This window comes from Ralstonia flatus (assembly GCF_958439105.1).
Taxonomy (GTDB): domain Bacteria; phylum Pseudomonadota; class Gammaproteobacteria; order Burkholderiales; family Burkholderiaceae; genus Ralstonia; species Ralstonia flatus.
In genome coordinates this window covers 245,876-270,622 of the sequence record NZ_CAUDLI010000004.1, presented here as the reverse complement: position 1 = coordinate 270,622, position 24,747 = coordinate 245,876, and the positions used below count along the sequence as shown (strand labels likewise).

General features: G+C 64.5%; 27 protein-coding genes. 14 read left to right on the top strand and 13 right to left on the bottom strand.

What is annotated here, in order from left to right; genetic code table 11:
• The first annotated feature begins 14 nt into the window (after positions 1-14).
• The 4 genes from R2676_RS11425 to R2676_RS11410 all read left to right on the top strand — a co-directional run bounded on the left by R2676_RS11425 (position 15) and on the right by R2676_RS11410 (position 3,223).
• A complete protein-coding gene (locus R2676_RS11425) occupies positions 15-1,364 on the top strand; it encodes a glycosyltransferase (RefSeq protein ID WP_206274678.1) in 1,350 nt (449 codons plus the stop codon).
• A gap of 80 nt (positions 1,365-1,444) precedes the next feature.
• A complete protein-coding gene (locus tag R2676_RS11420; protein WP_316857180.1) occupies positions 1,445-1,624 on the top strand; it encodes an OsmC family protein in 180 nt (59 codons plus the stop codon).
• 76 nt (positions 1,625-1,700) lie between these two features.
• Positions 1,701-2,144: a MarR family winged helix-turn-helix transcriptional regulator gene (locus tag R2676_RS11415; RefSeq protein WP_024977608.1), complete on the top strand. Its 444-nt coding sequence runs from the start codon at positions 1,701-1,703 to the stop codon at positions 2,142-2,144.
• Complete coding sequence (locus R2676_RS11410) at positions 2,141-3,223, top strand: glycosyltransferase family 2 protein (protein WP_206274677.1); 1,083 nt, start codon at positions 2,141-2,143, stop codon at positions 3,221-3,223. The genes R2676_RS11415 and R2676_RS11410 overlap by 4 nt, the downstream gene beginning before the upstream one ends.
• On the opposite strand, the gene R2676_RS11405 is transcribed toward R2676_RS11410, so the two are convergent.
• From R2676_RS11405 to R2676_RS11390, 4 genes are all read right to left on the bottom strand, one after another.
• The gene (locus tag R2676_RS11405; RefSeq protein ID WP_206274676.1) at positions 3,217-3,573 is read right to left on the bottom strand and encodes a flagellar protein FliT; all 357 of its coding nucleotides are present in this window, start codon (positions 3,571-3,573) and stop codon (positions 3,217-3,219) included. The two genes, R2676_RS11410 and R2676_RS11405, sit on opposite strands and share 7 nt — an antisense overlap.
• 58 nt (positions 3,574-3,631) lie before the next feature.
• Complete coding sequence (gene fliS / locus R2676_RS11400) at positions 3,632-4,069, bottom strand: flagellar export chaperone FliS (protein ID WP_206274675.1); 438 nt, start codon at positions 4,067-4,069, stop codon at positions 3,632-3,634.
• Positions 4,070-4,129: 60 nt separating this feature from the next.
• Complete coding sequence (gene fliD, locus R2676_RS11395; protein ID WP_206274674.1) at positions 4,130-6,178, bottom strand: flagellar filament capping protein FliD; 2,049 nt, start codon at positions 6,176-6,178, stop codon at positions 4,130-4,132.
• Positions 6,179-6,375: 197 nt separating this feature from the next.
• Positions 6,376-7,197 (bottom strand): flagellin N-terminal helical domain-containing protein, encoded by an 822-nt coding sequence (locus R2676_RS11390; protein WP_206274673.1) that lies wholly within the window; start codon positions 7,195-7,197, stop codon positions 6,376-6,378.
• A 406-nt stretch (positions 7,198-7,603) separates the two neighbouring features.
• Between R2676_RS11390 and R2676_RS11385 the strand changes: the two genes are divergently transcribed.
• Positions 7,604-8,239 (top strand): LuxR C-terminal-related transcriptional regulator, encoded by a 636-nt coding sequence (locus R2676_RS11385; RefSeq protein ID WP_206274672.1) that lies wholly within the window; start codon positions 7,604-7,606, stop codon positions 8,237-8,239.
• Between the two features lie 5 nt (positions 8,240-8,244).
• Here the strand turns inward: R2676_RS11385 and R2676_RS11380 are convergent, their stop codons facing one another.
• Positions 8,245-9,981 carry a putative bifunctional diguanylate cyclase/phosphodiesterase gene (locus R2676_RS11380; RefSeq protein ID WP_206274870.1) on the bottom strand — a complete coding sequence of 579 codons (1,737 nt, stop codon included), beginning with the start codon at positions 9,979-9,981 and terminating at the stop codon, positions 8,245-8,247.
• Between the two features lie 513 nt (positions 9,982-10,494).
• On the opposite strand from R2676_RS11380, the gene fliL reads away from it, so the two are divergent.
• The 9 genes from fliL (at position 10,495) to R2676_RS11335 (ending at position 16,255) form a co-directional block, all read left to right on the top strand.
• Positions 10,495-10,992, top strand: coding sequence for a flagellar basal body-associated protein FliL (gene fliL / locus R2676_RS11375; protein WP_147213698.1), 498 nt, complete (start codon positions 10,495-10,497; stop codon positions 10,990-10,992).
• A 1-nt stretch (position 10,993) separates the two neighbouring features.
• Positions 10,994-12,004, top strand: a complete 1,011-nt coding sequence (gene fliM / locus R2676_RS11370) for a flagellar motor switch protein FliM (protein WP_102065409.1) — start codon at positions 10,994-10,996, stop codon at positions 12,002-12,004.
• Positions 11,994-12,446 (top strand): flagellar motor switch protein FliN, encoded by a 453-nt coding sequence (gene fliN, locus R2676_RS11365; RefSeq protein ID WP_065855871.1) that lies wholly within the window; start codon positions 11,994-11,996, stop codon positions 12,444-12,446. The genes fliM and fliN overlap by 11 nt, the downstream gene beginning before the upstream one ends.
• 68 nt (positions 12,447-12,514) lie before the next feature.
• Positions 12,515-12,916, top strand: a complete 402-nt coding sequence (gene fliO, locus R2676_RS11360; RefSeq protein ID WP_206274671.1) for a flagellar biosynthetic protein FliO — start codon at positions 12,515-12,517, stop codon at positions 12,914-12,916.
• Positions 12,913-13,662: a flagellar type III secretion system pore protein FliP gene (fliP, locus tag R2676_RS11355; protein ID WP_206274670.1), complete on the top strand. Its 750-nt coding sequence runs from the start codon at positions 12,913-12,915 to the stop codon at positions 13,660-13,662. Before fliO ends, fliP begins: the two co-directional genes overlap by 4 nt.
• A gap of 19 nt (positions 13,663-13,681) precedes the next feature.
• Positions 13,682-13,951, top strand: coding sequence for a flagellar biosynthesis protein FliQ (fliQ, locus tag R2676_RS11350; protein WP_004631435.1), 270 nt, complete (start codon positions 13,682-13,684; stop codon positions 13,949-13,951).
• A 33-nt stretch (positions 13,952-13,984) separates the two neighbouring features.
• A complete protein-coding gene (fliR, locus tag R2676_RS11345; RefSeq protein ID WP_206274669.1) occupies positions 13,985-14,779 on the top strand; it encodes a flagellar biosynthetic protein FliR in 795 nt (264 codons plus the stop codon).
• 85 nt (positions 14,780-14,864) lie between these two features.
• Complete coding sequence (locus tag R2676_RS11340) at positions 14,865-15,593, top strand: 3-ketoacyl-ACP reductase FabG2 (protein WP_206274668.1); 729 nt, start codon at positions 14,865-14,867, stop codon at positions 15,591-15,593.
• Positions 15,593-16,255 carry a hypothetical protein gene (locus R2676_RS11335; RefSeq protein WP_206274667.1) on the top strand — a complete coding sequence of 221 codons (663 nt, stop codon included), beginning with the start codon at positions 15,593-15,595 and terminating at the stop codon, positions 16,253-16,255. The genes R2676_RS11340 and R2676_RS11335 overlap by 1 nt, the downstream gene beginning before the upstream one ends.
• A 14-nt stretch (positions 16,256-16,269) precedes the next feature.
• Here R2676_RS11335 and R2676_RS11330 read toward each other — a convergent pair whose 3' ends face one another.
• The 8 genes from R2676_RS11330 to flgF form a co-directional block, all read right to left on the bottom strand.
• Complete coding sequence (locus tag R2676_RS11330) at positions 16,270-17,013, bottom strand: YoaK family protein (RefSeq protein WP_206274869.1); 744 nt, start codon at positions 17,011-17,013, stop codon at positions 16,270-16,272.
• Positions 17,014-17,080: 67 nt separating this feature from the next.
• On the bottom strand, positions 17,081-18,040 hold the full coding sequence (gene flgL / locus R2676_RS11325) for a flagellar hook-associated protein FlgL (RefSeq protein ID WP_206274666.1): 960 nt from the start codon (positions 18,038-18,040) through the stop codon (positions 17,081-17,083).
• A 66-nt stretch (positions 18,041-18,106) separates the two neighbouring features.
• Entirely contained in the window at positions 18,107-20,044 is a 1,938-nt protein-coding gene (gene flgK / locus R2676_RS11320) for a flagellar hook-associated protein FlgK (protein ID WP_206274665.1), read from the bottom strand.
• Between the two features lie 115 nt (positions 20,045-20,159).
• Positions 20,160-21,245, bottom strand: coding sequence for a flagellar assembly peptidoglycan hydrolase FlgJ (gene flgJ / locus R2676_RS11315; RefSeq protein ID WP_206274664.1), 1,086 nt, complete (start codon positions 21,243-21,245; stop codon positions 20,160-20,162).
• Between the two features lie 16 nt (positions 21,246-21,261).
• Positions 21,262-22,380, bottom strand: coding sequence for a flagellar basal body P-ring protein FlgI (locus R2676_RS11310; protein WP_206274663.1), 1,119 nt, complete (start codon positions 22,378-22,380; stop codon positions 21,262-21,264).
• A 10-nt stretch (positions 22,381-22,390) separates the two neighbouring features.
• Entirely contained in the window at positions 22,391-23,125 is a 735-nt protein-coding gene (locus tag R2676_RS11305) for a flagellar basal body L-ring protein FlgH (RefSeq protein ID WP_102065418.1), read from the bottom strand.
• 33 nt (positions 23,126-23,158) lie between these two features.
• Positions 23,159-23,941: a flagellar basal-body rod protein FlgG gene (flgG, locus tag R2676_RS11300; protein ID WP_009240010.1), complete on the bottom strand. Its 783-nt coding sequence runs from the start codon at positions 23,939-23,941 to the stop codon at positions 23,159-23,161.
• Between the two features lie 40 nt (positions 23,942-23,981).
• A complete protein-coding gene (gene flgF / locus R2676_RS11295; RefSeq protein WP_027679863.1) occupies positions 23,982-24,719 on the bottom strand; it encodes a flagellar basal-body rod protein FlgF in 738 nt (245 codons plus the stop codon).
• Positions 24,720-24,747: the final 28 nt, after the last annotated feature.

Below are 24,747 nucleotides of genomic sequence, written 5' to 3'. Positions count from 1 at the left end.
ACCTCAAGACCACCATGATCCCCAAGACACTGCACTTCATCTGGGTGGGCGACGAAACCAAGCGCCCCGACAACTGCATCCAGAGCTGGGCCAAGCTCAACCCCGGCTACCAGATCAAGATCTGGGGCAACACAACACTGGCCGAATACCAATGGTTCAACGCAAAGCACATGGATGCCATGCTGGACCGCGAGCTCAACGGCGTGGCCGACATGATGCGCTGGGAGATTCTTCACAGAGAAGGCGGGATCGTGCTTGACGCAGACAGCATCTGCCTGCGCCCGTTGGACGATGCGCTGCTCGAGTGCGAAGCCTTCGCCTGCTGGGAAAGCGAAATCGCACGCCCGGGCCTGATTGCCGCCGGCTACTTCGGCTGCAAGCCTGGCAACCCGTTCGTGCAGCAGATCGTTTTGGATATCCACAACGAACCGTCCGTGGTGCACGACATGGCCTGGAAGACCGTGGGCCCGCTGCGCCTGACGGAGTCATACCGGCGCTATCAGTACCATTCGCTGCGCATCCTGCCGAGCCACTTCTTCATCCCCGAGCATTTCTCGGGCGTGAAATACAGCGGCCCCGGCCCCGTGTACGCCAACCAGATGTGGGCCAGTACCAAGCGCAGCTACGACAGCCTGTACCAGCAGCAATTCGACGCCGACGGTCAACCGGTACAAGCCGCACAGACGGCCGCCGCCCTGGCAGCCGTCGCCCCAGCGGCCGCGCCCGCAGCACAGGCGACGCCGCCCTCGCGCTCAAGGCTCGAAGCCGTGCACGACCCGTACTTCGTGCAGCGCGTGCAAGTCAGCAGCGACGTGATGAACCGTAGCCGCGTCGACGTGTTCAAAACGCTGTGTGCAGGCAAGCGCGTCCTGCACATCGGCTGCGCCGATTGGCCGATTACCGATCCGAAGACCTCGCTACACCTGGCGCTTGAGCCCGTGTGCGCCAAGCTCGACGGCTTCGACATCCACGCCGAGGCTCTTGAGCCGCTGGCGCCCCTTACACGCGGCCGGCTGTTTTCGCGCTTTGAGGACATCCGGGATCAGTACGACCTCGTGCTGGTGCCCGAGGTGATGGAGCACGTGCCCGATGTGGCAGGCTTTCTCAAGCAGCTGGACTCTCTCGACACGCACTCTTACGTGATCACCGTGCCGGACGCCTTCCAATGTCATCCGCGGCACTTCGATTACCTGAACGACACGCAAACCTTCGTCGAAGTCGTTCACCCTGACCACAACTGCTGGTACACGCCGTTCACCCTCTCCAACACGATCAAGAAGTACACCCCGTGGAATATTGATGGGATGTGGTTCTTCAACGCGATCTCGCTGTTCACGCTGGCCAGCAAGCGCCCGATGCACTGACCGTACACGCCGCGCCCCTGCGACGTGTTGATCACGCGAGCCGCCCCTCGATTGAGGTGAGGCGCCTGGCCCAAAACGCAATGGGCATCGGCCCGCGCGAAGACGGCGGCTTTGCGCTGACGGTGTCGCTGTCGGCCACCTTGGGCGGCGTCGATCAGGCGACGGCTGAAGCGCTTGTGGCTGCGGCGCATGGCGTATGCCCCTATTCGCATGCCGTCCGTGGCAATATTGACGTCCAATTGAACACGGTCACGCGCTGAGCCTCTCGCTCAGCCCTGTTGGGCCGACGCGGCACTCGCCGCTCGAGCGCCAGGCCGTTCCCCCCGGGAGTTTTCCGTGAACGACGTGCTGGCGCTCGATCAGCAGCTCTGCTTTCCTTTGTATGCCGCCGGCCACTTGCTGACGCGCCTCTACCGCCCGCTGCTCGATGAACTGGGCCTGACCTATCCCCAGTACCTGGTGATGCTGGCGTGCTGGCAGCAGGCGCCCTGCGCAGTGGGTGACCTCGGCCGCACGCTGTACCTCGATACGGGCACGCTCACTCCGCTGCTCAAGCGGCTTGAAGAACAAGGCCTCGTCACCCGTACGCGCGATCCCGATGACCAGCGCCGCGTCGTCATCGAGTTGACCGATGCGGGCCGCGCCTTGCGCGAACGTGCCGCCAAGGTGCCCGAAGCCCTGGCCTGCAAGATTCCGCTGGAACTGGACGAGATCGGCGCCACGCGCAACGTGCTGCGCAAGCTGCTTGACGCACTGGCCACAGCGGACGATCGCGAATGAGTGCACCGTCCGCTTCCGCCGATCTGGCGCTGGTTGTCATCGCCCGCAATGAAGCCGCCAGCATTGCCCGCTGCCTGCTCAGCGCCAAGCCGTTTGTCGATCGCATGGTGGTGCTGGATACGGGGTCCACTGACGACACCGTCGCCATTGCGCAGTCGTGCGGCGCGCTTGTCAGCCACATGGCCTGGACGAACGACTTCTCGGCCGCGCGCAACACGGCGCTGCAGGCCGCCAATGCCGACTGGAACCTCATCCTCGACGCAGACGAATGGCTGGAAAGCGGCGGCGAGCACCTGCGCACGCTCGGCGGCGCGGAGCCGTCCGTCGGCGTGGTGTGCGTCAAGAACGATACCGATGCAACCGAATCCGCCAGCCAGCTGATTGCGTGGATTCCGCGGCTGCTGCCGCGTGGCGTGCACTACACGGGGCGCATCCATGAGCAGCCGGTGTCGTCCTTGCCCGCGACGCGCGTGCCGATCGTGGTGCGCCACGACGGCTATACCGCGGCCAAGATGCAGAAGAAAGGCGAGCGCAATACGCAGCTGCTGCTCGATGAGCTCGCGCATCGGCCGGACGACCCGTATGTGCTGTATCAGCTCGGCAAGGAAACCGAGCTGCATCACGAAGACTACGCAAAGGCCGCGACGTACTACGCGCGCGCCTTCAGCCTGGCGCCGGCAGATGCGCCGTACCGCCGCAACCTGGCGCTGCGTTATGTGTACAGCCTGGGCAAGGCCGACCGCATTGACGAGGCATTGGCGCAAGGCGACGTCGCCATCCAGACGTGGCCGGACTTTCCGGATCTGTGCTTTGCGCTGGGATTGGTCTTGCTGGATGCGGCGGCCAAGCACCCTGACGAGGCAGGCTCACGGTGGCTACCGTTGGCAGAACAGGTCTTCAACCGCTGCCTGGAGATCGGCGATCAGCCGGAGATGGACGGCAGCGTCGTCGGCCGGGGCAGCTTCCTCGCTGCGCAGCAACTGGCGATCGTGTACCAGATGCAGAGCCAAGCGCTCGCACGCAAGTCCGAGCACTATCTGACGCTGTCAAAACAACTGCAAGACGCGTCGTCTCAATAACGCGCCATGCTGCCGTAGGCGTTGCTTGCGTTGGTGGCGCGGCGCGCCGTGTCGATGCGCTTTTGCAGGCGGTCCAGGCGCGGATACACCATGGCGCGCACGCGTGCGTCATCTTCCAGGATGCGCACGAGCAGCGTGCGCTTGCGCTCCACGTCTGCCCGTGAGAGTTCCGGATGCGGCTCGGAACGGCGCAGCGCATCCACATAGGCGGCGCTTTCGCGTTCCAGCGTACTGACGACTTCCCAGTTACCCACTTCGGCTGCGCTGACCATTTCGGCGGTCAGACTCGCGATGGCTTCGTAGCAGGCGAACAGACTTTCGCTGTCCTTGATCGGGATGTTGCGGTGCATAGTGGCTCCAGTTGGGCCGAATTCAGTCAAAGGTCGCCTGACTACAAACGACCGGCAATCAGCTCACAACGCTCAGGTGGCTGTTTGCCACCGCGGCAGCCGGTTGGCCGGTCTGGCCGATGGCGAGCCACGCATCCTGCAGCGGGACCAGCAAAGCATCCACCTCGGCGAGGATCGTCAGATCGTTGTTGGTGTTGGCCACCAGCAGGCGGCGCAGCATGTAGTCGTACAGCGTGTTCAGTTGCACGGCGATGTCGCCGCCGCGCTGGTGGTCCAGGCTGGCCTGCAGGCCCTGGCCGATGATCGAGATGGCCTTGTCGAACGCCCGCACCTTGGCCAGCACGTCGCCGCGCTGGATGGCGGCGCCCGCGAGGTTGATGGCGGCGCGCGCGCCTTCAAACAGCATGGCGATCAGGCGGTGCGGATTGGCGTCTACCACGGACGTCTCGATGCCGACTTGCGCATAGGCACCGATGGCACGGCGTGCAGCGTACATGGAAATGGTCCTCGCTGTAGTCTGTTTTGTTATGGGTTGTGCTCTAAACCTAAACCCGGCTTAGTTGTTGCTCGAAGTCTGCTTTGTAATGGCGGCGAGCTGCGTCGTCAGGTAATTGCTGGTATTCGTCATGCTGGCCACCGCAGAGGACAACGCATTGAACTGCGTGTAGTACAGCGCCTGCTTGTTATCCAGGCGCGTCTGCATGGCGGTGATCTGGCTGGCAAGCGACGTCAGCGAACTGTTGATCGAGTCGGTCTCGTTCTGCACCATGCCGCCGGAAGACAGCAAATTGGTCATCACCTTGTTGAACTGCGCGGCGTAACCCCGCTGCACCGTGACCGTGCCCCGTGCGCCCAGCGGGCCGCCGGCAATCTGCACGCTCAAGCCGTCAGTGGCGGAGCCGGCGATGCCATACAAGTTCTGCCCCGAACCCGTCGCAGCCACGCCGTTGATGGTGCCCTGCACATCCACACCGTTGGCGGCCGTCGGGCTCGCACCGAAGAGCGACGAAGCCCCCGCGCCCGATACCGAGACCGCCGACACCGAGCCGAACTGGCTGTCGGTGATGCTCAGTACGCCGCTGGCATTGGCCGACACCGAAGCGTTGACCTTGGCGTTCTGCAGCGTGGTCGATGCGTTGATCTGGCTCTGAATCTGGGCAGCCAACGTCGTCGCGGTGTAGCTGCCGGCCGCCAACGTCACGTTGACGGACATCCCGCTGATGTTGAACGCGAGCGTGTCGTTCACACCCGCCGTAATGGTGGTGTTGGCAGCCGCCGAACCGGTGAGCGTGCCCTGCGTGGCCAGCTGCGTGACGTTGACGGCGTAGCTGCCGGCCTGCGTGGAATCCGAGAAAGTCGGCACGCTCACAAGGGAATCGGTGGCCGTGCCGGTACCAGCAAACAAACCGGCAACCTGGCTGGGCGACTTTGCAATGGCAGCCGACAGCTTGGTGTTGTCCACCGACAGCGTGCCGTCGGAATTCATCGTCACACCCACGCTGCCCAGCGACTGGTAATTGCCGTTGCCCACCGCCTGGCCCAGCACGTCGGTAATCTGGTTGATGAGCGTCTTGGTACTCACATCGCCAGCCAGCGGGCCGTTGTTGGCCTTGTTGGCGGTGTCGATGTTGGTGAGCGAATTCAGTTGCGTGCGCAGCGCGTTGTAGCCGTTCACGAAGTTGGTGACGGCGGTGGTGGTGGCGGTCGGATCGTTGGCCACGGTCACGTTGGTGCTGCCCGTCTTGGACAGCGTGAACGACGTGCCGTCCACCACATTCGACAACGTGTTGGTCGGGCTTTGCACGGCAATGCCGTTGATGGTGGCCAGGGCATTCTGGCCCGTGGTCACCTCGGTCAGGTTCTGCGTGCCGGCCGGATCTTGCGAGAGCAGCGATTGCAGCGTCGAGTCGCCCGAGACCGAAATCTTCATCTCCGAGCTGGAGCCGCCCGCGGTGGACGTCAGCACCAGACGGTACGGGCTGCCGCTGCCGTCATTGACGATGCTGGCCGAGACCCCCAGGTTGGCCGAATTGATCGCGTCACGGATGCCGGCAAGCGTGTTGTTGGACGAGTCGATCGTGATCGAGCCCCCCGCTAGGTTGCCGTTCTGCGTAAACGTCGAACCGGTGTACTTGCCGCCGGAAAGCGAGCCGCCCGACACCGTGCCGAACGAGAACGAAATCGTGGTCGATGCGCCGCTGCCGATGGCCGTCGTGGTGGAGGTTTGCCCCTGCGCCGCCAGCACCTGCGATTGCGCAAGTTGCGTGACATTGACCGCGTAGGAACCTGCCGGCGCCGAACCCGTCACCGACGCGCTCAGCATCGAGCTGTCGTAGCCGCTGGCCTTCATGGCGCTGTAGCTTGACGCGCTGCTCAGGTTCGACAGCGTGGTCTGGAAGGTCGACAGCGCACTCTTGAGCGATCCCACCGCCGACAGCTGCGTCTGGTACGAGCTTTGCTGCGTTTGCAACTGCGTCAGCGGCAGGCTTTCCACCTTCATGAGGCTGGACACCAGCGAGTTGACGTCGATGCTCGTCCCGATACCGGGAATCGAGATCGGCGGAACATAGGTGCTGGTCGAGGAGGTGGTAGTGGTAGTCGCCATGATCGGGTCCGATAAGCATCTGCGCCGGCGGAAGTCTCTCTACACAACGGCACGGGCCGCAGCTTCTTTAGGGCAGGTTATGCGCGCGCCACCCACGAAAAAGAGGGGTATCCGACAAAAGAAAAAAGGCCGACGCCCCGAGGAGCGCCGGCCCTTGGCCCAACCGCCAGGCGGCTGGACTGCATCCAACTGCCTGATTAGCCCTTCAGCAGGCTCAGGATGCTGTTCGGTGCCGAGTTGGCTTGCGCCAGCATCGCCGTACCCGCTTGCTGCAGGATGTTCTGACGCGTCATGTTCGACGTTTCCGACGCATAGTCCGTATCGATCATCACCGACTTGGCGGCCGACAGCGCGGTGTTCGACGAGGTCAGCGTGTTGATGGTCGAGGTCAGACCGCTTTGCTGCGCGCCCAAGTCAGCGCGGGCTGCCTTCAGGCTGGCCAGATCGGTGTCGATCTTGGCCTGGGCTGCCGTTGCGTTGGCGGTCGACGTCACGCTCGTACCGGTCAGCGTACCGAAGCTGGCCAGGTTGGCGTTGGTGACGGTAGCGACGTCGGTCGATGCGTTCTGACCGTATTGGAACGTCGTCGAGGTCACCGTGCCGTCGAACAGCTTGGCGCCGTTGTAGTTGGCGTTGAGCTCGATGTTCTTGTTGGCCGTGGCCAGCTGTTGGTATTCCTTGTCCAGGTTGGCCTGGTCGGTGGTCGACAGACCGCCGTTGTTGGCTTCCACAGCCAGTTGGCGCATACGTTGCAGGTTGTTTTCAACCTGGCCCAGGTACGAGTCGGCCGTTTGCAGGTACGACTGTGCGTTGTTGGCGTTCTGGATACCTTGGGTTTGCGAGTTCAGCGTGGTCGTCAGGCTGGAGGCCACAGCGTAGGCAGCGGCATCGTCCTTTGCGCTGTTCACGCGCAGGCCGGTCGACAGACGTTGCAGCGAGGTTTGCAGGGCATCCTTCGATGCCGACAGTGCTTGCTGCGTTTGCAGGGACGAGATGTTGGTATTGAGGCTGAGGGACATGACGGCTCCTAAGTTTCCCGATGGTTTGTTGCCCGTGTTTGCTAATTCCGGCTAGGCCGGGCAACGTGACCTGCAACTTGAAGGGGATCAGGTCTGCGTTGTACTCAGGTTATCGGTGGCCTCTGAGGAAAGTTTAGGGTCGCCTTGACAAATTTGTGCGTCGGCGGCGGTTTGGGCTTGCGGCCGCCTGACTCCCGACACCCCTCCAAAAGAGGCGGTGCGCCTGCTTCTTGGCCGGCAGGCCCTCGGCTATACTCGTTCGATCAGTTCATAGGCGCCTGCATCTCTCTATATAGAGCGCCACACACGGCACAGATGGGGAGTTGCAAGCCCGCCAGACGGCCCAAGGCCTGCTGACGGAAAGAAGAGCTCGAAGCGAGCCCGCGTTTGACCCGCAACACCCACCATGCTCAATGTCCTGATCGTCGAACCGCACGATATTGCCCGTGTCGGCCTGCGCCAGATCCTCAAGGATTCGCGTCTGGCCCGCCAGATCGAGGCCGTGCCGGACCTGCGCGATGCCAACAACGACCTCCTCGCCCAGCGCGAGTGGGACGTCATGCTCTTCTCGGTGGAATCGGCCACCGGAGACGAATTCCAGATCATCAAGTCCGTACGCCAGCAGCATGCCCGCCTGGCGGTGCTGGCACTGGGCCGGCACCCTGAGGCGCTGCTGGCCGTGCGGGCGCTCAAGGCGGGCGCCGCCGGCTATCTGCCGATGGACGCCAGCCAGCCGCAGCTGCTGGCGGCCGTCAACGCCATCTCCAAGGGCAAGAAATACCTGCCTTCGGATCTCGTGGAAGTCCTGGCCGACAACCTGAACGTCGATTGGGACAAGCCCCGCCACGACATCCTCTCCGACCGCGAATTCCAGACGCTGCGCATGTTGGGCTCCGGCCGCACGCTCGGCGAGATTGCCGAGGCACTGCAGATCAGCGTCAAGACAGTGAGCGTGTATCGGGGGCGCGTGCTCTCAAAGATGAAGCTGCGCAACAACGCCGAGCTGACCATGTACGTGGTCAGCAACGGCTTGCAGATCTGAGCACGTTATAAGAACCGCGGAATGCGCTCGCCGTAGCGGCGGGCGTTCTCGCGCACGAGGTCCTGCACCGCTGCCGGTTCCAGCGGCCGCGTCAGCAGATAGCCCTGAAACTCGTCGCAGCCGACTTCGCGCAGGAATTCAAGCTGGCCGGTGGTCTCCACGCCTTCGGCCACGGTCTTCATGCCCATGGCTTGCGCCATCATGATGATGGCCCGCGTGATGGCCGCGCGCTCGGCCACGTGCGGCAGGTCCTGCACGAACGACCGGTCGATCTTCAGCGTATCGATCGGGAAGCGGTGCAGATACGACAGCGATGAATATCCGGTGCCGAAATCGTCCAGTGCCAGCGATACGCCCATCGCCCGCAGTTCGGTCAGCAGCGCATGCAAGGACGGATCGTCGCGAATCAGAATGCCTTCGGTCATCTCCAGCTCGACCGCGTTGCCGGGCAAGCCGCTTGTCGATAGCGCGCCGCGCACCATGCCGCTCAGCTGCCCGGAACTGAATGCCTGGCCCGAGAGGTTGATCGACATGCGCAAGTCCGGCAGCCCGATGCGGCGCCAGCGTGCAAGCTGGTCGCAGGCGGCACGCAGGATCCAGCGGTCGATCTCGACGATGAGGCCGGTTTCTTCGGCGTCCTGAATGAACTGGCCGGGCATCATGCGGCCGAAATCGGCCGAGTTCCAGCGGATAAGCGCTTCCACGCTGACGATGCGGCCGCTGCGCACATCCACGCGCGGCTGGTAGTCGGCGTAGAACTCGTTGCGGTCGCTCGCGCGGCGCAGGCCCGATTCAATGCGGAAGCGGCGCGAGACGCGGTCGTCGAGGTCGCTGGTGAAGGTCTGGAAGTTGTTCCGCCCGCGCTCCTTGGCCAGGTACATGGCGGCGTCGGCCTTGCGCAGCAGCGTGTTCGGATCGTCGCCGTCGTGCGGTGCCACGGCAATGCCGATCGACACGCCTAGATACAGCTCCTGCCCTTCGATATGGAACGGCGCGCTGATGGCCGAGAGGATGCGCTCGGCCACGCGGCGCGTTCCCAGGCCATCGAGGGCTTCGAGCATGACGACAAATTCATCGCCGCCCAGGCGCGCAACGGTGTCGGCTTCACGCGCGCAGGCCTGCAGGCGGGCTGCCACTTCACGCAGCAGCATGTCGCCAAACTGGTGGCCCAGCGTGTCGTTGACGTTCTTGAAACGATCCAGGTCGAGAAACATGACCGAGACGCGGGAGCGGTTGCGGCGCGCAAGCGCCAGCGCGTGCTCCAGGCGATCTTCCAGCGCGGAACGGTTCAGCAAACCGGTCAGCGTGTCGTGCGTGGCCAGATGCCGGATGCGCTGCTGCGCTTCGCGGATCTGCGTGATGTCGACCAGCGACACCAGCACCGAATAGGGCGTCGCCCCCGCTTCCGAGGCCCGCCGCGAGGCCGTCATCGAATGGCCGCCGTCGGCATACAGCGGCGTCCAGTTGCTGGAAACCCACACCGTGCGGCCATCCACGCAGTGCATTCCGAAAATCTGGTTCAACTGCGGCTGGCCTTCGGCGATCACGTCCTGATCGGGCCAGTCGGCTTCATGGATGGACGCGTCGAATTCGTCCACGGCGGAAGTCACCACCGTAGGCAGCAGGCGTCCCACCAGGGCGTCCACCGGCAAACCCAGCAGCCGTGCGGCGCTCGGGTTGGCATAGGTGACGCGGCGATCCACCCCGCACACGAGGATGCCCTCCGTCAGCGCATTGACCATCGACAGCAGGTCAAGCTTCGGGCAGAAGCCCGGCGGCGCGCCGCGTGCAGGACAGTCGGCCGGCAAGCCATCGGCATCGACGAGCGCAAGGTCAACACGGGTGGGAAAGGGCAAGGAATTCAAGGCGGCTTCCGGCAAGGCAACGCGGGTATGCAGGGCCGGAACGAGCCGGCGCCTTCCTCCATTACAACGGCAAGCGCCGGCAAATCTTTCGGGCCAACGTCACTTTTCGGCGTTGTCGCGCGCCCGTGCGGCTGGCAATGCACTGGGCGCAGGCTGGGCGCGGCATAAAAGTGCCAAATAAATCACTTTAGCCAATGCGGCCGCGCCACCGCCCGTATCGCAAACGCCCGAGATAAGCGGGATTGACCGCGTTTCTTGCTGGAATGAGCTGGACAGAGGTGGGGAAGAATGCCATCCGAGAACCCGACTCTGTGCGTTGCGTTGTTTTACGGTGTCTGCGCGACGCGAGCCGGGAAAGTCCACCCCCCCCTTAGTCCCCGAGTGATCCCCATGGCCGAAGCCGCTGCCGCCACTACCGCCCCCGCCCCCGCAAAGGGCGGCTCCACCAAGCTGCTGCTGATCATCCTGATCGTGCTCCTGCTCGTCGGCATGGGCGGCGCCGCTGCCTGGTTCTTCCTCGGAGGCGGCAATCACGCCGCATCCGGCCCCGCCGCACCGCCCAAGCCAAAACAGCCGGTGTTCGTGGCCATGGAGACCCTGACCGTCAACCTCCAGCCCGAAGAGGGCAACGACCGCTACCTGCAGATCGGCATCACGTTCAAGAGCTTCGACAAGCATGCCGAAGAAGAGATCAAGACCTATACGCCCGAGCTGCGCAGCAAGGTCCTGATGTTGCTGGCCAGCAAGACGCCCACCGAGCTGTACCCGGCCGACGGCAAGGTCAAGCTCGCCAAGGAAATCGTTGAACTGTGCGAACACGTCTTCAAGGCTGTCGGCAAGGAATCGCCGGTGGCCGATGTCTTGTTCACCAACTTTGTGATCCAGTGACATGCTCAAGGAAGAGTTTCTTTCCCAGGAGGAAATCGACGCGCTCCTGAAGGGCGTGTCCGATGACGCGGACGACGACCCCGTCGAAGCCGCCGATCCCTCGGGCATACGCTCGTACAACCTGGGCTCGCAGGAGCGCATCGTCCGTGGGCGCATGCCCACGCTGGAAATCATCAATGAGCGGTTCGCGCGCAACTGGCGCATCGGGCTGTTCAACTTCATGCGGCGCAACGCGGAGATCTCCGTCGGGCCGGTGAAGGTGCAGAAGTACAGCGAGTTCATCCGCAACCTGGTGGTGCCGACCTCGCTCAACCTGGTGCACGTCAAGCCGCTGCGCGGCACGGCGCTGTTCGTGTTCGACCCCAACCTGATCTTCCTGGTGGTCGACAACCTGTTCGGCGGCGACGGCCGCTTCCACATGCGTGTGGAAGGCCGCGACTTTACGGACGTCGAGCAGCGCATCATCCAGCGCATGCTGCATCTCGTCTTCGAGCACTACGCCAAGGCGTGGCAGCCGGTCTACCCGATCGATTTCGAATTCCTGCGCATGGAAATGCACACGGAGTTCGCCAACGTGGCCACGCCCAATGAAGTGGTGGTCACCACCAGCTTCAGCATCGAGCTGGGCAGCAACGGCGGCGACGTGCACATCTGCATGCCCTACACCATGATCGAGCCGATCCGCGACCGGCTCACTTCCGCCATCCAGGGCGAAGCGCTGGAAGTGGACAAGCGCTGGCTGCGGCTGCTGTCGCAACAGGTGCAAACGGCCGAGGTGGAGCTGATTGCCGACCTCGCGACGGCCAAGGTGCAGGTGTCCGACATCCTGAACATGAAGGTGGGTGACGTCATTCCGCTGGAGCTGGATGACTGCGTGACCGCCAAGGTAGACGGCGTGCCCGTCATGGAATGCAACTACGGCACGTTCAACGGCCAATACGCGCTGCGGGTCAACCGCATGCTGAATATGAGCGGCAGCGAGCCTGCCACGGAGTCTGACGATGACAACTGAACCGACCATGAACCCCGAAGCCAACGCCGACGACGTCGATGTCGAGATGACGATGGAAGAGGCCATGGCCCTGGAAGCCGCGCAGCGTGCGGCGGCCAACCCGCCGGCCGCCGCGCCCGCCGCCGAGTCCAGCCCGGTGTTCAAGCCCCTGACGGCCGATGGCCTGGGTGCTGCGCAGCGCAACGACATCGACATGATCCTGGACATCCCCGTGCAGCTGACGGTGGAACTGGGCCGCACCAAGGTGCCCATCAAGAACCTGCTGCAGCTTGCGCAGGGTTCGGTGGTGGAACTCGACGCACTGGCCGGTGAGCCGATGGATGTCCTTGTCAACGGTTACCTGATCGCCCAAGGTGAAGTGGTGGTGGTCAACGAAAAGTTCGGCATCCGGCTGACCGACATCATCACGCCGTCGGAACGCATCCGTAAGTTGAACCGTTAAGCCGCACAAATACGCCGTCACTCGGCACCCTGACAGCAACCAATGCTCCCCCCGGGCAAGGTGTTGAAATGAACCATGCAGTGGATTGGGCCCGCACCCTAGGCGGGCTGTTTGTAGTATTGGCGATGATCGTGGCGGCCGGCTGGCTGCTGCGCCGCCTGCAGCAGCGCGCGGGCATGGGCCCTGCGGGTTTGGGCCGGCGCCGCAGCCAGGTGATTACCGTGGTCGCGCAGCATATGCTGGGCGCGCGCGAGAAGGTTGTCGTCGTCGATGTGGAAGGGACATGGCTCGTGCTGGGCGTCACGCAGCAGCACGTGCAGACGCTCCACACGCTGCCGCGCCCGGCAGAAGCCGCTTCCACCCCGGACGACCCATCCGGCGACGGCACTTCCGGCTCCGGCAAGCCACCCCGCTTTGCCGATGCACTGTCCATCCAGCTCAAGCGTCACCTGACGGGGAAGTCGGAATGAACGTGCGTATCTTCCTCCGTTGCCTGATGGCGTTGGCGCTGCTGGGCGCTGCGCCCGCGGTGTTTGCACAGGCACAACCGGGTCTGCCGCTGCTCACGGGCACCGCCGGCGGCCAGAGCTATTCGCTGCCCGTGCAGACGCTGGTCTTCCTGACGTCGCTTGGGTTTCTGCCGGCCATCATCCTGATGATGAGCAGCTTCACGCGCATCATCATCGTGCTGTCGCTGCTGCGCCATGCGCTTGGCACGCAAACCACGCCGCCCAACCAGGTGCTGATCGGGCTGGCGCTGTTCCTCACGTTCTTCGTCATGTCGCCGGTGCTCGACAAGGTGTACACCGACGCCTACGTGCCGCTGCGTGACAACAAGATCACCGTCGAGCAGGCCATGGACACGGCCGCCACGCCGCTGCGCCAGTTCATGCTCAAGCAGACCCGCGAGCCCGATCTCGCCCTGTTCGTCAAGATGGGCAACATGCCGGCCATTGCCTCGCCGGAGCAAACGCCCATGCGTGCGCTCATTCCGGCCTTCGTCACGAGCGAGCTGAAAAGCGCGTTCCAGATCGGGTTTGCCATCTTCATCCCGTTCCTGGTGATCGACATCGTGGTGGCGGCCGTGCTGATGTCGATGGGGATGATGATGGTCACGCCGTCGATCTTCTCGCTGCCGTTCAAGATCATGCTGTTCGTGCTGGTGGATGGCTGGCACCTGCTGCTGGGCTCGCTGGCCCAGAGCTTTGTGCAATGAGCGTCGATAGGAAACCGACATGACACCCGAGTACGTTCTCGATATGGCCCGTCAGGCCATGCAGGTCGCCATGATGGTGGGCGCGCCGATGTTGCTGGTGTCGCTCGTGGTCGGCCTGCTGGTGGCGGTATTCCAGGCTGCCACGCAGCTCAACGAGCAGACGCTATCGTTCATCCCCAAGCTGCTGGCCGTGGCTGCCACGATGGTGCTGGCCGGCCCGTGGATCGTCGCCGTGATCGTCGACTACACGCGCGGCGTGCTGACCAACATTCCCAACTACGTGAATTGACGTCAGCAAGCTGACGCAGCCGCGCAATCCACGATGATCCAATTCACCGCCACGCAGCTCAACGGCTGGATCGCCATGTACTGGTGGCCGCTGGTGCGCGTGCTGGCGTTTATCGCCATTGCACCGCCGTTTGCCAATACCGAGATCCCGACGTCGATCAAGGTGGCTTTCGGCGTGGTCATCACGGTGGCGCTGGCGCCCATGCTGCCGGTGCCGGCGGGCGTGTCGGTGGGCTCCTATGAAGGGCTGTGGATCACGCTGGTGCAGGTGTTGATCGGGCTGGCGCTGGGCTTTTGCGTGCAGCTCGTGTTCTCCGCCATCAGCGGCGCGGGCGAGGTGATGTCGGTGCAGATGGGCCTGGGCTTTGCATCCCTGCTCGACCCGACGCAAACCGAGAGCAGCATGCTGCTCGGGCGCTTCCTCAGCCTCACGGCCGTCACCGCCTTCATTGCCGGCGACGGGCATCTCGTGCTGCTGCATGCCTTGTTCGACAGCTTTACCGCCCTGCCCGTCTCGGCGGCGCCGCTGGGCAACCCGGGCTGGCAGACGCTGGCCGGCGGCGGCACGATCGTCTTTGCGCTGGCCCTGCGCATCGCCCTGCCGATCATCGCGATCATGATGATCGTCAACCTCGGCTTTGCCGTGCTGTCGCGCACGGCGCAGGCGCTCAACCCGTTTGCCGTGGGCATCGCCGCCACGCTGGTGGTGGGGCTGATGCTGGTCATGGTGATGATGACGTCGCTGGCGCCGGTGGTGGAGCGGTCTGTGATGGATGCGCTGGACCTCGGTGGGCGGGCGTTCGGCCAGTTCAGCACCCTGCCTCGATAGGCACCGCGCGCCGCCGCGGCAACGCCTGCCGCGCGTGCGATGATCGCGGTATTCCGTCGACCGATCTTCAAGGGAGTCTCACCACATGAGCCGCCGCGTTCTTGTGACGGGTGCCAGCCGCGGCATTGGCCGCGCCATCGCCTACCAACTCGCCTCCGACGGGTTTGACGTGTCCGTGCATTGCCGCAGTGGCCGTGCCGAGGCTGACGCCATCGTCGCAGACATCCACGCAAACAACGGCAGCGCCCGCGTGCTGCAGTTCGACGTGCGCGACCGCGCCGCCTGCCGCAGCCAGCTCGACGCCGACGTTGAAGCCCACGGCGCCTACTACGGCATCGTCCTGTGTGCGGGCGTCACGCGCGACGCCGCCTTCCCGGCCCTGACCGACGAAGACTGGGACATCGTCCTCGAGACCGGTCTCGATGGTTTCTACAACGTCGTCCACCCGCTCACCATGCCGATGGTGCGTGCGCGCAAAGGCGGCCGCATCGTCACCATCGCGTCCGTCTCCGGGGTGATGGGCAATCGCGGGCAGGTCAACTACAGCGCCGCCAAGGCCGGGCTGATCGGTGCCACCAAGGCGCTGGCCGTCGAGCTTGCGTCGCGCAAGATCACCGTCAACTGTGTGGCGCCCGGGCTGATCGAAACGGACATGCTCGCCCACATGGAACACGTAGACCAAGCCCTGCAGGCCGTCCCGATGCAGCGGGTCGGACAGCCTGCGGAAGTGGCTGCGGTGGTCGGTTTCCTGATGTCGGATGCGGCGTCGTACCTCACGCGGCAGGTGATCGGCGTGAATGGCGGGATGGTGTGATGCGCAAGGCCGCCCCACCGGGCGCCGCGCCCATGCTCAAGGACCATTTCGCGCGCCGACTGGCGAGCCGCTTCGCGCTGCGCATGCACGTCGTCCTGATCGTGCTGTGGTCGCTGGCGTGGGGTGTGGCGTGCAACAAGCTGCTGCGCATGGCGGGGCTCGATGCGCCCCCGGTGCGGTATGGCGTGGCAACGGTGGCCGCCTGGCTGGCCATGCTCGCCGCCTTCAAGCTTTGGCTCGCTTACGCCGGATTTACGCAACAGCGCCAGGTGCCGCGCGAGCACAGCGAGTGGGCCGCCGACACCGCCGACGCGGCGGTGGACCTGGCGTTCGATCTTCCGCTGCCGAGCGGTGGCGGTGGCGGCGCGGAGACCGTGGCCGAAGGCCTGGCATCGGCCGACGAATTCCTGCCGCTGGCGATCGTGATTGCGGTGATTGTGGCCGTGGTGGCCGCATCGCTTGGCGTGCTCACGTACTTCTACACGCAAGGGCCCATGCTGTTGTCGGAAGCAGCGTTCGAAGTCATGCTGGCGGGCGGGCTCATCCGCTCCGCACGCCGCGCGAATGACGCAGACTGGCTGCGCACCGTGGTCGTCCGAACAGCGGTGCCCTGGTTGATCGTGCTGGGCTGCGCGATTGCGATCGGCCTGCTGCTGCGCTGACGGGCGCCTGTTTGCTACCGACGTCGCGCCAGCAGATCATCCACCACCGGCACCACCGCCAGCAGCATCAGAATCGACGCCAGCGGAATCGTGGCCGTATAGCCGAGGTGCCGGAAGCCCAACGCACCGACCACGCCGCCCACAAAGAACATCCCGAGCAACGACACCAGCAGCCGCAGCTTGGGCCCGTTGGCGACCACGGCCGGCAGATTGGGATGCCCATGGTTCCAGTACAGCGCCTTGCCGATCTCGATGCCGATGTCGGTGGCCAGACCGGTCACGTGCGTGGTGCGGATTTCCGCCTTCGAGATCTTGGTGATGATGGCGTTCTGCAGCCCCATCAAGAAGCACAGCAGTGCCACGGTGGCCGGCACGAACACGACGCGGTATTGACCGAGCGTTGTGCCCATCAGGCCGAAGAGCAGCAACAGCGCGGCCTCCAGCATGAGCGGCAGCGCGAATTCGCTCTGCGTGCTGCGGCGGCGCCCCCAGTTGACGAGCACCGCCGTACACGCCGCGCCGCACAGAAACGCCAGTAGCGACGCAAAGCCCGCCAACACGAGGACAACGTCGCCCAGCACAAGGTCGTCGGCGATCGCCGAGACGATGCCGGACATGTGCGAGGTGTATTGCTTGACGGCGAGGAATCCGCCTGCGTTGGCGGCGCCCGCCACGAAGGCCAGTGACTGACCGAGGCGCCGGTTGGCGTCTTCTGAGCGTTCCGGGCTGGTCAGGCGGCGAAGATACTGGATGGGCATGGCCAGTCCTGACGGTAGGTGAGCCGACATGATACGCCGCACCCTCCGACCGCCCGACCGCGCCGCATCAAGGATTGATGTACTGGAACAGCGACATGCCCTGCATGGCCGTGAAGGTTTTCTGGGCGGCCTGCAGCGACACCTGCTGCTGCGAGAACTGCGAGATGGCGGAGGTGTAGTCCACCGATTGCAGCTTCGAGATCTGCTCCTTCAACTGCTCGCCGTAGTTCGAGCCGCTGCTGTTGAGCGTGGTGATCTGCGCCTGCTGCGTGCCCACCGTCACCTGCGCTTGCAGCGCGACCTGATAGGCGTTGTCCAGATTGCCCTGCGCCGTCTGCACGGCCTTTTGCAGGTTTGCGACGTCGGTGGCCTGGGTCGCGGCATTGATCGGAGTCGACAGCGCCGTGATCAGGTTCTCGTACGTCTTGAAGATGCTCTGGTTGGCGTTCGGGTTGGACGGATCCTTGTTGGGGATGCGCACGAACACCGAATCGCCCGACACCGAATTCGGCATCGAGATGTTCTGCGAAACCTGCACCACCGGCGGCTGGCCGCTACCGACGTATTGCACGGAACCGCTGGTGTTGGTGAACGGATCGGCCGTGCCGTTGGCGCCGCCAAACAGGGCCACGCCCGAGGCATCGCGCTGGTTGGCCGTCGACAGCAACTGCTGGTACTGCTGCTTGACCTGCGCCAGCACGCCGATGCGCTGCGAATCCGTCATCAGCGAGGTATTGGCCCCCACCAATGTCTGCTTGCCCTGCTGCAGCGTCGTCACCAGGTTGGTCAGCGCCGAAGACACGCTGGTCAGGCGCGCGTCGGTGGCGTCACGGTTGGACTGGTATTGGTCGTTGGCGTCCTGCGTTTGCTGCAGTTGCGCCATCTGGCCAAACGCGCCGGGGTTGTCGCCCGCGCTGTTGAGCGCGATACCGCTCGAAATCTGCTGCTGCAGCGTGAGCAGGCTCGATTGCGTGTTCTGCATCGAAGCGGAAGACGCGGCAAAGAATTGGGCGCTACTGACTCGCATGATCGGTCCGGACGAAGGGCTTTAGGACGTTATCGGCAGGCGGGGCGATTTCTTCAGCTGCGCCCATTAGCCGCCGGCAATCGACAGCAGGCTCGCGAATAGCGAATTGGCCGTCTGCATCACCTTGGCGGATGCCTGGTAGGCCTGCTGATACTTCATCAGGTTCATCGCCTCTTCATCGAGGTTCACGCCCGACACGGACTGCTGCTGTTGCGTGGAACTGGCCAGCAGCGCCTTCTGCGAGGTCAGGTTGGTGCTGGCACGGTTGGCCTGCACACCGACCTGGGTGACGAGGTTGTTCCACGCCGAGCCGATCGAGGTCGTGCCGCCGTCCAGCAGCGTGCTGTTGCGCAGCTTGGCCAGCGCGCTGGCGTTGCGGTTGTCGGTGCTGTTGGCGGTGTTGGCCGAAATGGCGAACGTATCGCCGTTGCCGGGCGAACCCGACAGCGTCATTTGCACGCCGTTGAACGCGTACGTCGCGCCCTGGGTGTACGGTGCCGTGCCGCCGGTGTACGTGGTCGACGTGCCGCCCACCGTCACCGTGACGCTGCCCGGGAACCCCGACAGCGAGCCGCCAACGGCCGAGCTGTACGTCAGGTTGATCGGCGAGGTGAGCGGCGATCCGGCATACGTGCTGTCCACGCCCAGCGACGACACCGAGGCACTGCCCGTGTTGTTGCTGCCCTGGTTGAGCACCACCGGCGAGGCCGCGGCCACGTCGTGGTAGTCGGTGGTGAGCGTCTGCATGGTGGCGGCCGCGTTGGCGGTCGGGCGCACCAGGAAGGAGTCGCCGCTGTTCATCGTGCCCGACAGGTTGAGCGTGACGCCGTCAATCGTGGTCGGCCAGCTCGTCACCGTCACGGAAGCGGAGCCATCCGGATAGTGCGAAACGGTGTAGGCGCCGCCCTGGTACTTGACCTGGTAGTCGTAGCCCTGCCCCGCATTGGCGTTGGTGATGCTGGCAGTCAGCGAGCCGGTGCCGGTGTTGTTGGTGCTGGGCGCGACGCTCGGGCTGGCCACGGAGAAGAGGTCCGTGCCCATCTTGCCGTTGGCGTCCATGCCGAGCTTGTTCTGCGCATTCACGTCGGCCGCCACCGCCGTGGCCAGGCGGCCCAGGCTGTTCTGCGCCGGAATGAGCGTGTTGTTGCGAAAGTCCATCAGGCCGCCCAGCGCACCGCCGCCGAGCTGGCTGTCGTCGATGTTGACCGTACCGCCCGGGCTCTTGTAGCCCACCGACAGTTGCGTCGGGTCGTACTGCGACGGTACCGCCGTCAGCTGGTAGCTCTTGTTGCCCTGCACCAGCGCCTGGCCGTTGCCAACGTAGATGTTGAACTGGCCGTCGCCGGTCTGCACCACGCTGGCCTTGATCGACTGATTGAGCGTCTGGACAAGCTGGTCGCGCTGGTCACGCAGGTCGTTGGCCGGCTGGCCGGTCGATGCCTCCGCCTTGGAAATCTGGTCGTTCAACGAGGCGATCTGCTGCGCGGTGCCGTTGACCGTGCTGATCTGCGTCTGCACCTGCGTGTTGACTTGGCTGTTGAGCGAACTCAGCTGGCCGGCAATCGAATTGAAGCGGCTTTGCAGGCCTGCGGCGGCGTTCAGGAAAACCTGGCGCGCAGTGGTGTCCGACGGCTTGGAAGCCAGGCCATCGGCGGCATTGAAAAAGCTGGTGAGCGACGAAGTCAGGCCGCTGTTGCTGTCCGACATGTACTTGCTCAGGCCCGACACCAGGCTGTTGAGCTGGTCGGCCGCGCTGGTCGAGGCCTGGCCGCTTTGCACCTGCGCGGTCAGGAACTGATCGTAGATGCGCTTGACGGTCGTGACGTTGGCGCCCTGGCCGAGATAGCCCACGCCGGCGTACAGCGGAATGTTCTCCGTCTGCACGGCTTCCTGGCGCGAATAACCGGGCGTGCTGGCGTTGGCAATGTTGTTGCCGGTCACCTGCAGGTTGATATCGGCCACCCGCAGGCCCGACGCGCCAATATTCAGAAGGGAGCTGCTCATAGTTGTCTCGGTGCGGGCAGCACGAAGCCGCCGAAATAAGCTCTAGAAACAACATCGGCCGGACAAGAACAAACTTGAGCCGGCCGATGTTGCCAAAATATGCTTCCTAAAGCACTTATGCGATCTGCTTGATCACCGCCATGATCTTGTGGGCGTAGTTCGGGTCGGTGGCGTAGCCTGCGCGCTGCAAACCCTTGGCGAACGACGCCGCATCGTTGCCGTTGCCGGCTGCCACGACGTTGCTGTAGCGCGGGTTGTTGGCCAACAGGTTGGCGTAGTCCTTGAACGCCTCGGCGTACGAGCTGTAGGCGCGGAATTTCTCCTGCACCTTGTGGGTGACGCCGCCGATGTACTCGGTGGTGGTCACCGTGGCCGTCTTGCCTGCCCACGAGCCGCCGGCCTTGATGCCGAACAGGTTGTGCGTGTTCGTGCCGTCCTTTGCCTTGATCTCGCGGCGGCCCCAGCCGGACTCCAGCGCGGCATGGCCGATCATGAAGTTGGCCGGAATGCCGGTTTCCTGCGCGGCCTGCGATGCGTGGCCGATCAGCTTGTTGTAGAAGCTGCTCATGCGGTCGCCGCGCGGCTCCGATGCCACCGTCGACAGGTCGACCTCGGGCGGTGCGCTGGCGGTCTGTGCCTGGGCATCCGCCTGCTTGCGCAGGGCGGCCAGCGCACGCTGCACGCGTTCTTCCAGGCCCGGGCGCGGCACGGTGCTGATGCCCGAGCCGTCGTCTTCCGTGCCCGGCGCGACGGCCGCGGCCATGCTGTTGAGCGACGAACGGGCGATCGCCTTGGCGGCATCGTTCGTGGCACCGGCAGCGCCCGGCAGCGCGGTATTCGTGGCCGTCGTGTTGGACAGCGCGGTATTCACCTTGCCACCCGCATCCGGGTTCACATGGTTGGCCTGACGCAGCATCTGCTTCAGAAGCTGGTCTGCCACGCCCACGCCGCGCGAGGCCATGGTCTGCGAAAGCTGCTGGTCGAGCATCGACGTGTACATCTTGCTCGACGACGAATCGAGCGGCCCGTTCTGCGGCGATGCATCGCGCATCTGCTTGAGCATCATGTTCACGAAGATCGCGTCGAACTGCTTGGCGACGGTCTTGGCGGCGCCGGTCGGATCCGTACGTGCCGTTTGCTTGAGCGACTCGAACCCTCGGGAATCGAGCGCCAGGCGGCTGGTGAGGTCGGTTTGGTTCATCGTGGCCTCCGCAGCGTCAGATGATTTCCAGGTCGGCGCGCAGCGCGTTGGCCGCCTTCATCGCCTGCAGGATCGAGATCAGGTCTTGCGGGTTGGCGCCAATCGCGTTGATGGCCTTGACCACGTCCGCCAGGTTGGTGCCGCCCTTCACGTTGATGAGGCTGCCGCCTTGCTGCTTGACCTCGATGTTCGAGCGCGCACCCGCCACCGTCTGCCCTTGCGAGAACGGCGCCGGCTGGCTCACCACCGGGTCCGTGCTGATGGTGACGGACAGGCTGCCGTGCGCCACCGCGCAGGGCTCGAGCTTGACAAGCTGGTTCATCACCACCGAGCCCGTGCGGGCGTTGACCACCACGCGTGCCGCGGCAAGCGCCGGGGTCACGTCGATGTTCTGCAGCTTGGCCAGAAAGCCCACGCGGTCCGACGCCAGGGCCGGTGCGCGCACGTTGATCGTGCGGCCGTCGGCCGCTTGCGCCGTATCCGTGCCGAACTGCTTGTTGATGGCGGTGACGATGTTCTGCACGGTGCCGAAATCCGTCGTGCCGGTATCGAGCTGGATGCTGCCGGCCTCGCCCACCGTGGCCTGCACGGCGCGCTCCACCGTCGCGCCATTGGCGATACGGCCGGCGCCGAGCTGGTTGATCTGCACCTTGCTGCCATTGGCCGATGCGCCTGCACCGCCAATCACCACGTTGCCCTGCGCCAATGCGTAGAGCTGGCCGTCCACGCCCTTGAGCGGCGTGAGCAGCAGCGTGCCGCCGCGCAGGCTCTTGGCGTTACCGATGGACGACACCGTCACGTCGATGGTCTGGCCCGGCCGCACGAAGGCGGGCAGCGTGGCCGTCACCACCACGGCGGCGGTGTTCTTGAGCTGGATGCTCGCGCCGGCCGGCACATTGATGCCGAACTGCGTGAGCATGTTGTTGAAGCTCTGGACCGTGAACGGCGTCTGCGTGGTCTGGTCGCCGCTGCCGTCCAGGCCGACGACCAGGCCGTAGCCGATCAGCGCGTTGTCGCGCACGCCCGCAACCGTGGTCAGATCCTTGATGCGGTCGGCGTGTGCCGCGGTCGGAACAACCGCTGAAACTGCGCTCAGTGCCACCAGGGCCGCGCCGATGAGTCGATGCAAAGTCATGGCTGATCCCTCAGAACGGTGACACGGTCAGGAAGAACCGCGACAACCAGCCCATCTGCTGGGCTTCGGCCACATAGCCCGTGCCGCGATATTCCATGCGTGCGTCCGCCACCTGGGTGGACAGCACGGTGTTTTGATTGTTGACGGTGGTCGGGTTGACCACGCCGGAGAACTTGATCGACTCGGTGCCCTGGCCCACGGCCATCTGTTTCTCGCCGCTCACCACCAGGTTGCCGTTGCCCAGCACCTCGACCACCGTTACGGTAATCGTGGCCGTGAAGTTGTTCTGCGCACCGTTGGCGCCCTTGCTGTCGAACTTGTTCGCGTCGCTGGCCGACACACCCAGCAGCGACAGCACGCCCGGGTTCATGCCCGCAAACGTCGGCACGGAAGCCGTCATGCTGCCCGTGCGGTTGACGCTGCCCGAAGTCTGCTTGCTGGCTGCGGTGTTCTCGGTAATCACGATGGTGATCGTGTCGCCCACCATGTGCGCGCGGCGGTCTTCGAACATGCCGCGAAAACCACCGCTGCCCGATGCCACTTCCTGGTAAATCGCCCCGTTCTGACGCGGCGCCATTACCGGCATCGGCGGGCGCGCGGTTGTCGGACCCTGCACGATCGGGGCCGGCGGCGGCAGCATGCCGCACGCCGTAGCGAGCAAGGCGGCCGTGCCAAGCACAGCCAATCGAACGATACGCACGGCGCGGCCGCTGTGCGTGAGCGAGTAAACCGGGGGGGTATGCATCGCAAGACTTCCTTAAAAACAACGCCGCCCAGCTTAGAGCTGTGACAGCTTCTCCAGCATCTGGTCCGAGGTCTGGACCGACTTGCTGTTGATCTCGTACGCGCGCTGCGTCTGGATCATGTTGACCATTTCTTCCACCACGTTCACGTTCGACGTTTCAACGTAGTTCTGGTTGAGCGCGCCCACGCCGTTCGAGCCCGGGTTGGCCAGGTTGGCCGTGCCCGACGCTTCGGTTTCGGCGTACAGGTTTTCGCCCATGCTGCGCAGGCCGGCCGGGTTGATGAAGTTCGCCAGCTGGAACGTGCCCACCTGCGTGTTGTTGACCGTGCCGGGCGTGGTGACCGTCACAACGCCGTCCTTGCCGATCGTCAGGCTGGTGGCGTTCTGCGGCACCGTCACGGCCGGCTGGACCGGGTAGCCGCTGGAGGTCACCAGCTGGCCCTGCGCGTTGATCTGGAAGCTGCCGTCACGCGTGTAGGCCAGCGTGCCGTCGGGCATCTGCACCTGGAAGAAGCCGTTGCCGTTGATGGCCACATCGGTCGAGTTGCCGGTCTGCTGCAGGTTGCCCTGCGTGTGCAGACGCTCGGTGGCGACGATGCGCGTACCGGTACCGATCTGCATGCCCGAAGGCAGCGTGGTCTGTTGCGACGACTGGGCACCCGGCTCGCGCACGTTCTGATACAGCAAGTCTTCGAACACGGCGCGCGAGCGCTTGAAGCCCGTCGTGTTGACGTTCGCCAGGTTGTTCGAGATGACATCCAGCTGCGATTGCTGGGCGTCCATCCCGGTTTTGGAAATCCACAGGGAGCGAATCATGTTCGAGTCCTTGGTTGATTCAATTCAATGCGCCGGCCGTTCAGGCGTGGCGCAGCAGTTCATTGGCCGACTGGGCATTCGTGTCGCTCGTATGCAGCGATTTCATCTGCATTTCGAGCTGGCGCGAGATGGCAATCATGTTGACCAGCGAGTCGGTCAGGTTGACGTTGCTGCCCTCCAGCGCCCCGCCGGTGATGCGGACTTTTTCATCCACGTCGGCGTCCTGGCCGTCGCGCTGGCGGAACAGGCCGTCGGCGCCGCGGTCGATGTTCGACGGATCAATGTTCACCAGTTTCAGGCGGCCCAGCGACACCGGCGGCGTACGGCTGTCGGCGCTGATCGCGTTGACCGTACCGTCCTTGGCAAACTGCACCGTGGTGTCGGGCGGCAGCGTGATCGGGCCGCCGTCGCCGAGCACGGGCTGGCCCGAGAGCGTCTGGATCGTGCCGTCCGGGCCGAGCTGGAAGGCGCCGGCGCGGGTGTAAGCCTCGCCGCCCTCCGGCGTCTGCACGGCAAAGAAGCCGGGGCCGTCGATGGCCACGTCCAGGCTGCGGCCGGTGGTCTCGATCGGGCCGGGCGCGAGGTCCGTCCCGATGGCCGAGGCCATCACGTAGCTGCGCGTGGGCGAGCCATCGCCTTGCACACCCACCGTATGGAACGCGTCGATTTGCGCCTTGAAGCCGGTGGTGCTGGCGTTGGCGAGGTTGTTGGCGCTGGCAGCCTGTTGGTCAAACAGATGCTTTACGCCAGTCATCGACACGTAGATCGAGCGGTCCATGCGAGTGTCCTTGGTGTGCGGTCAGTCA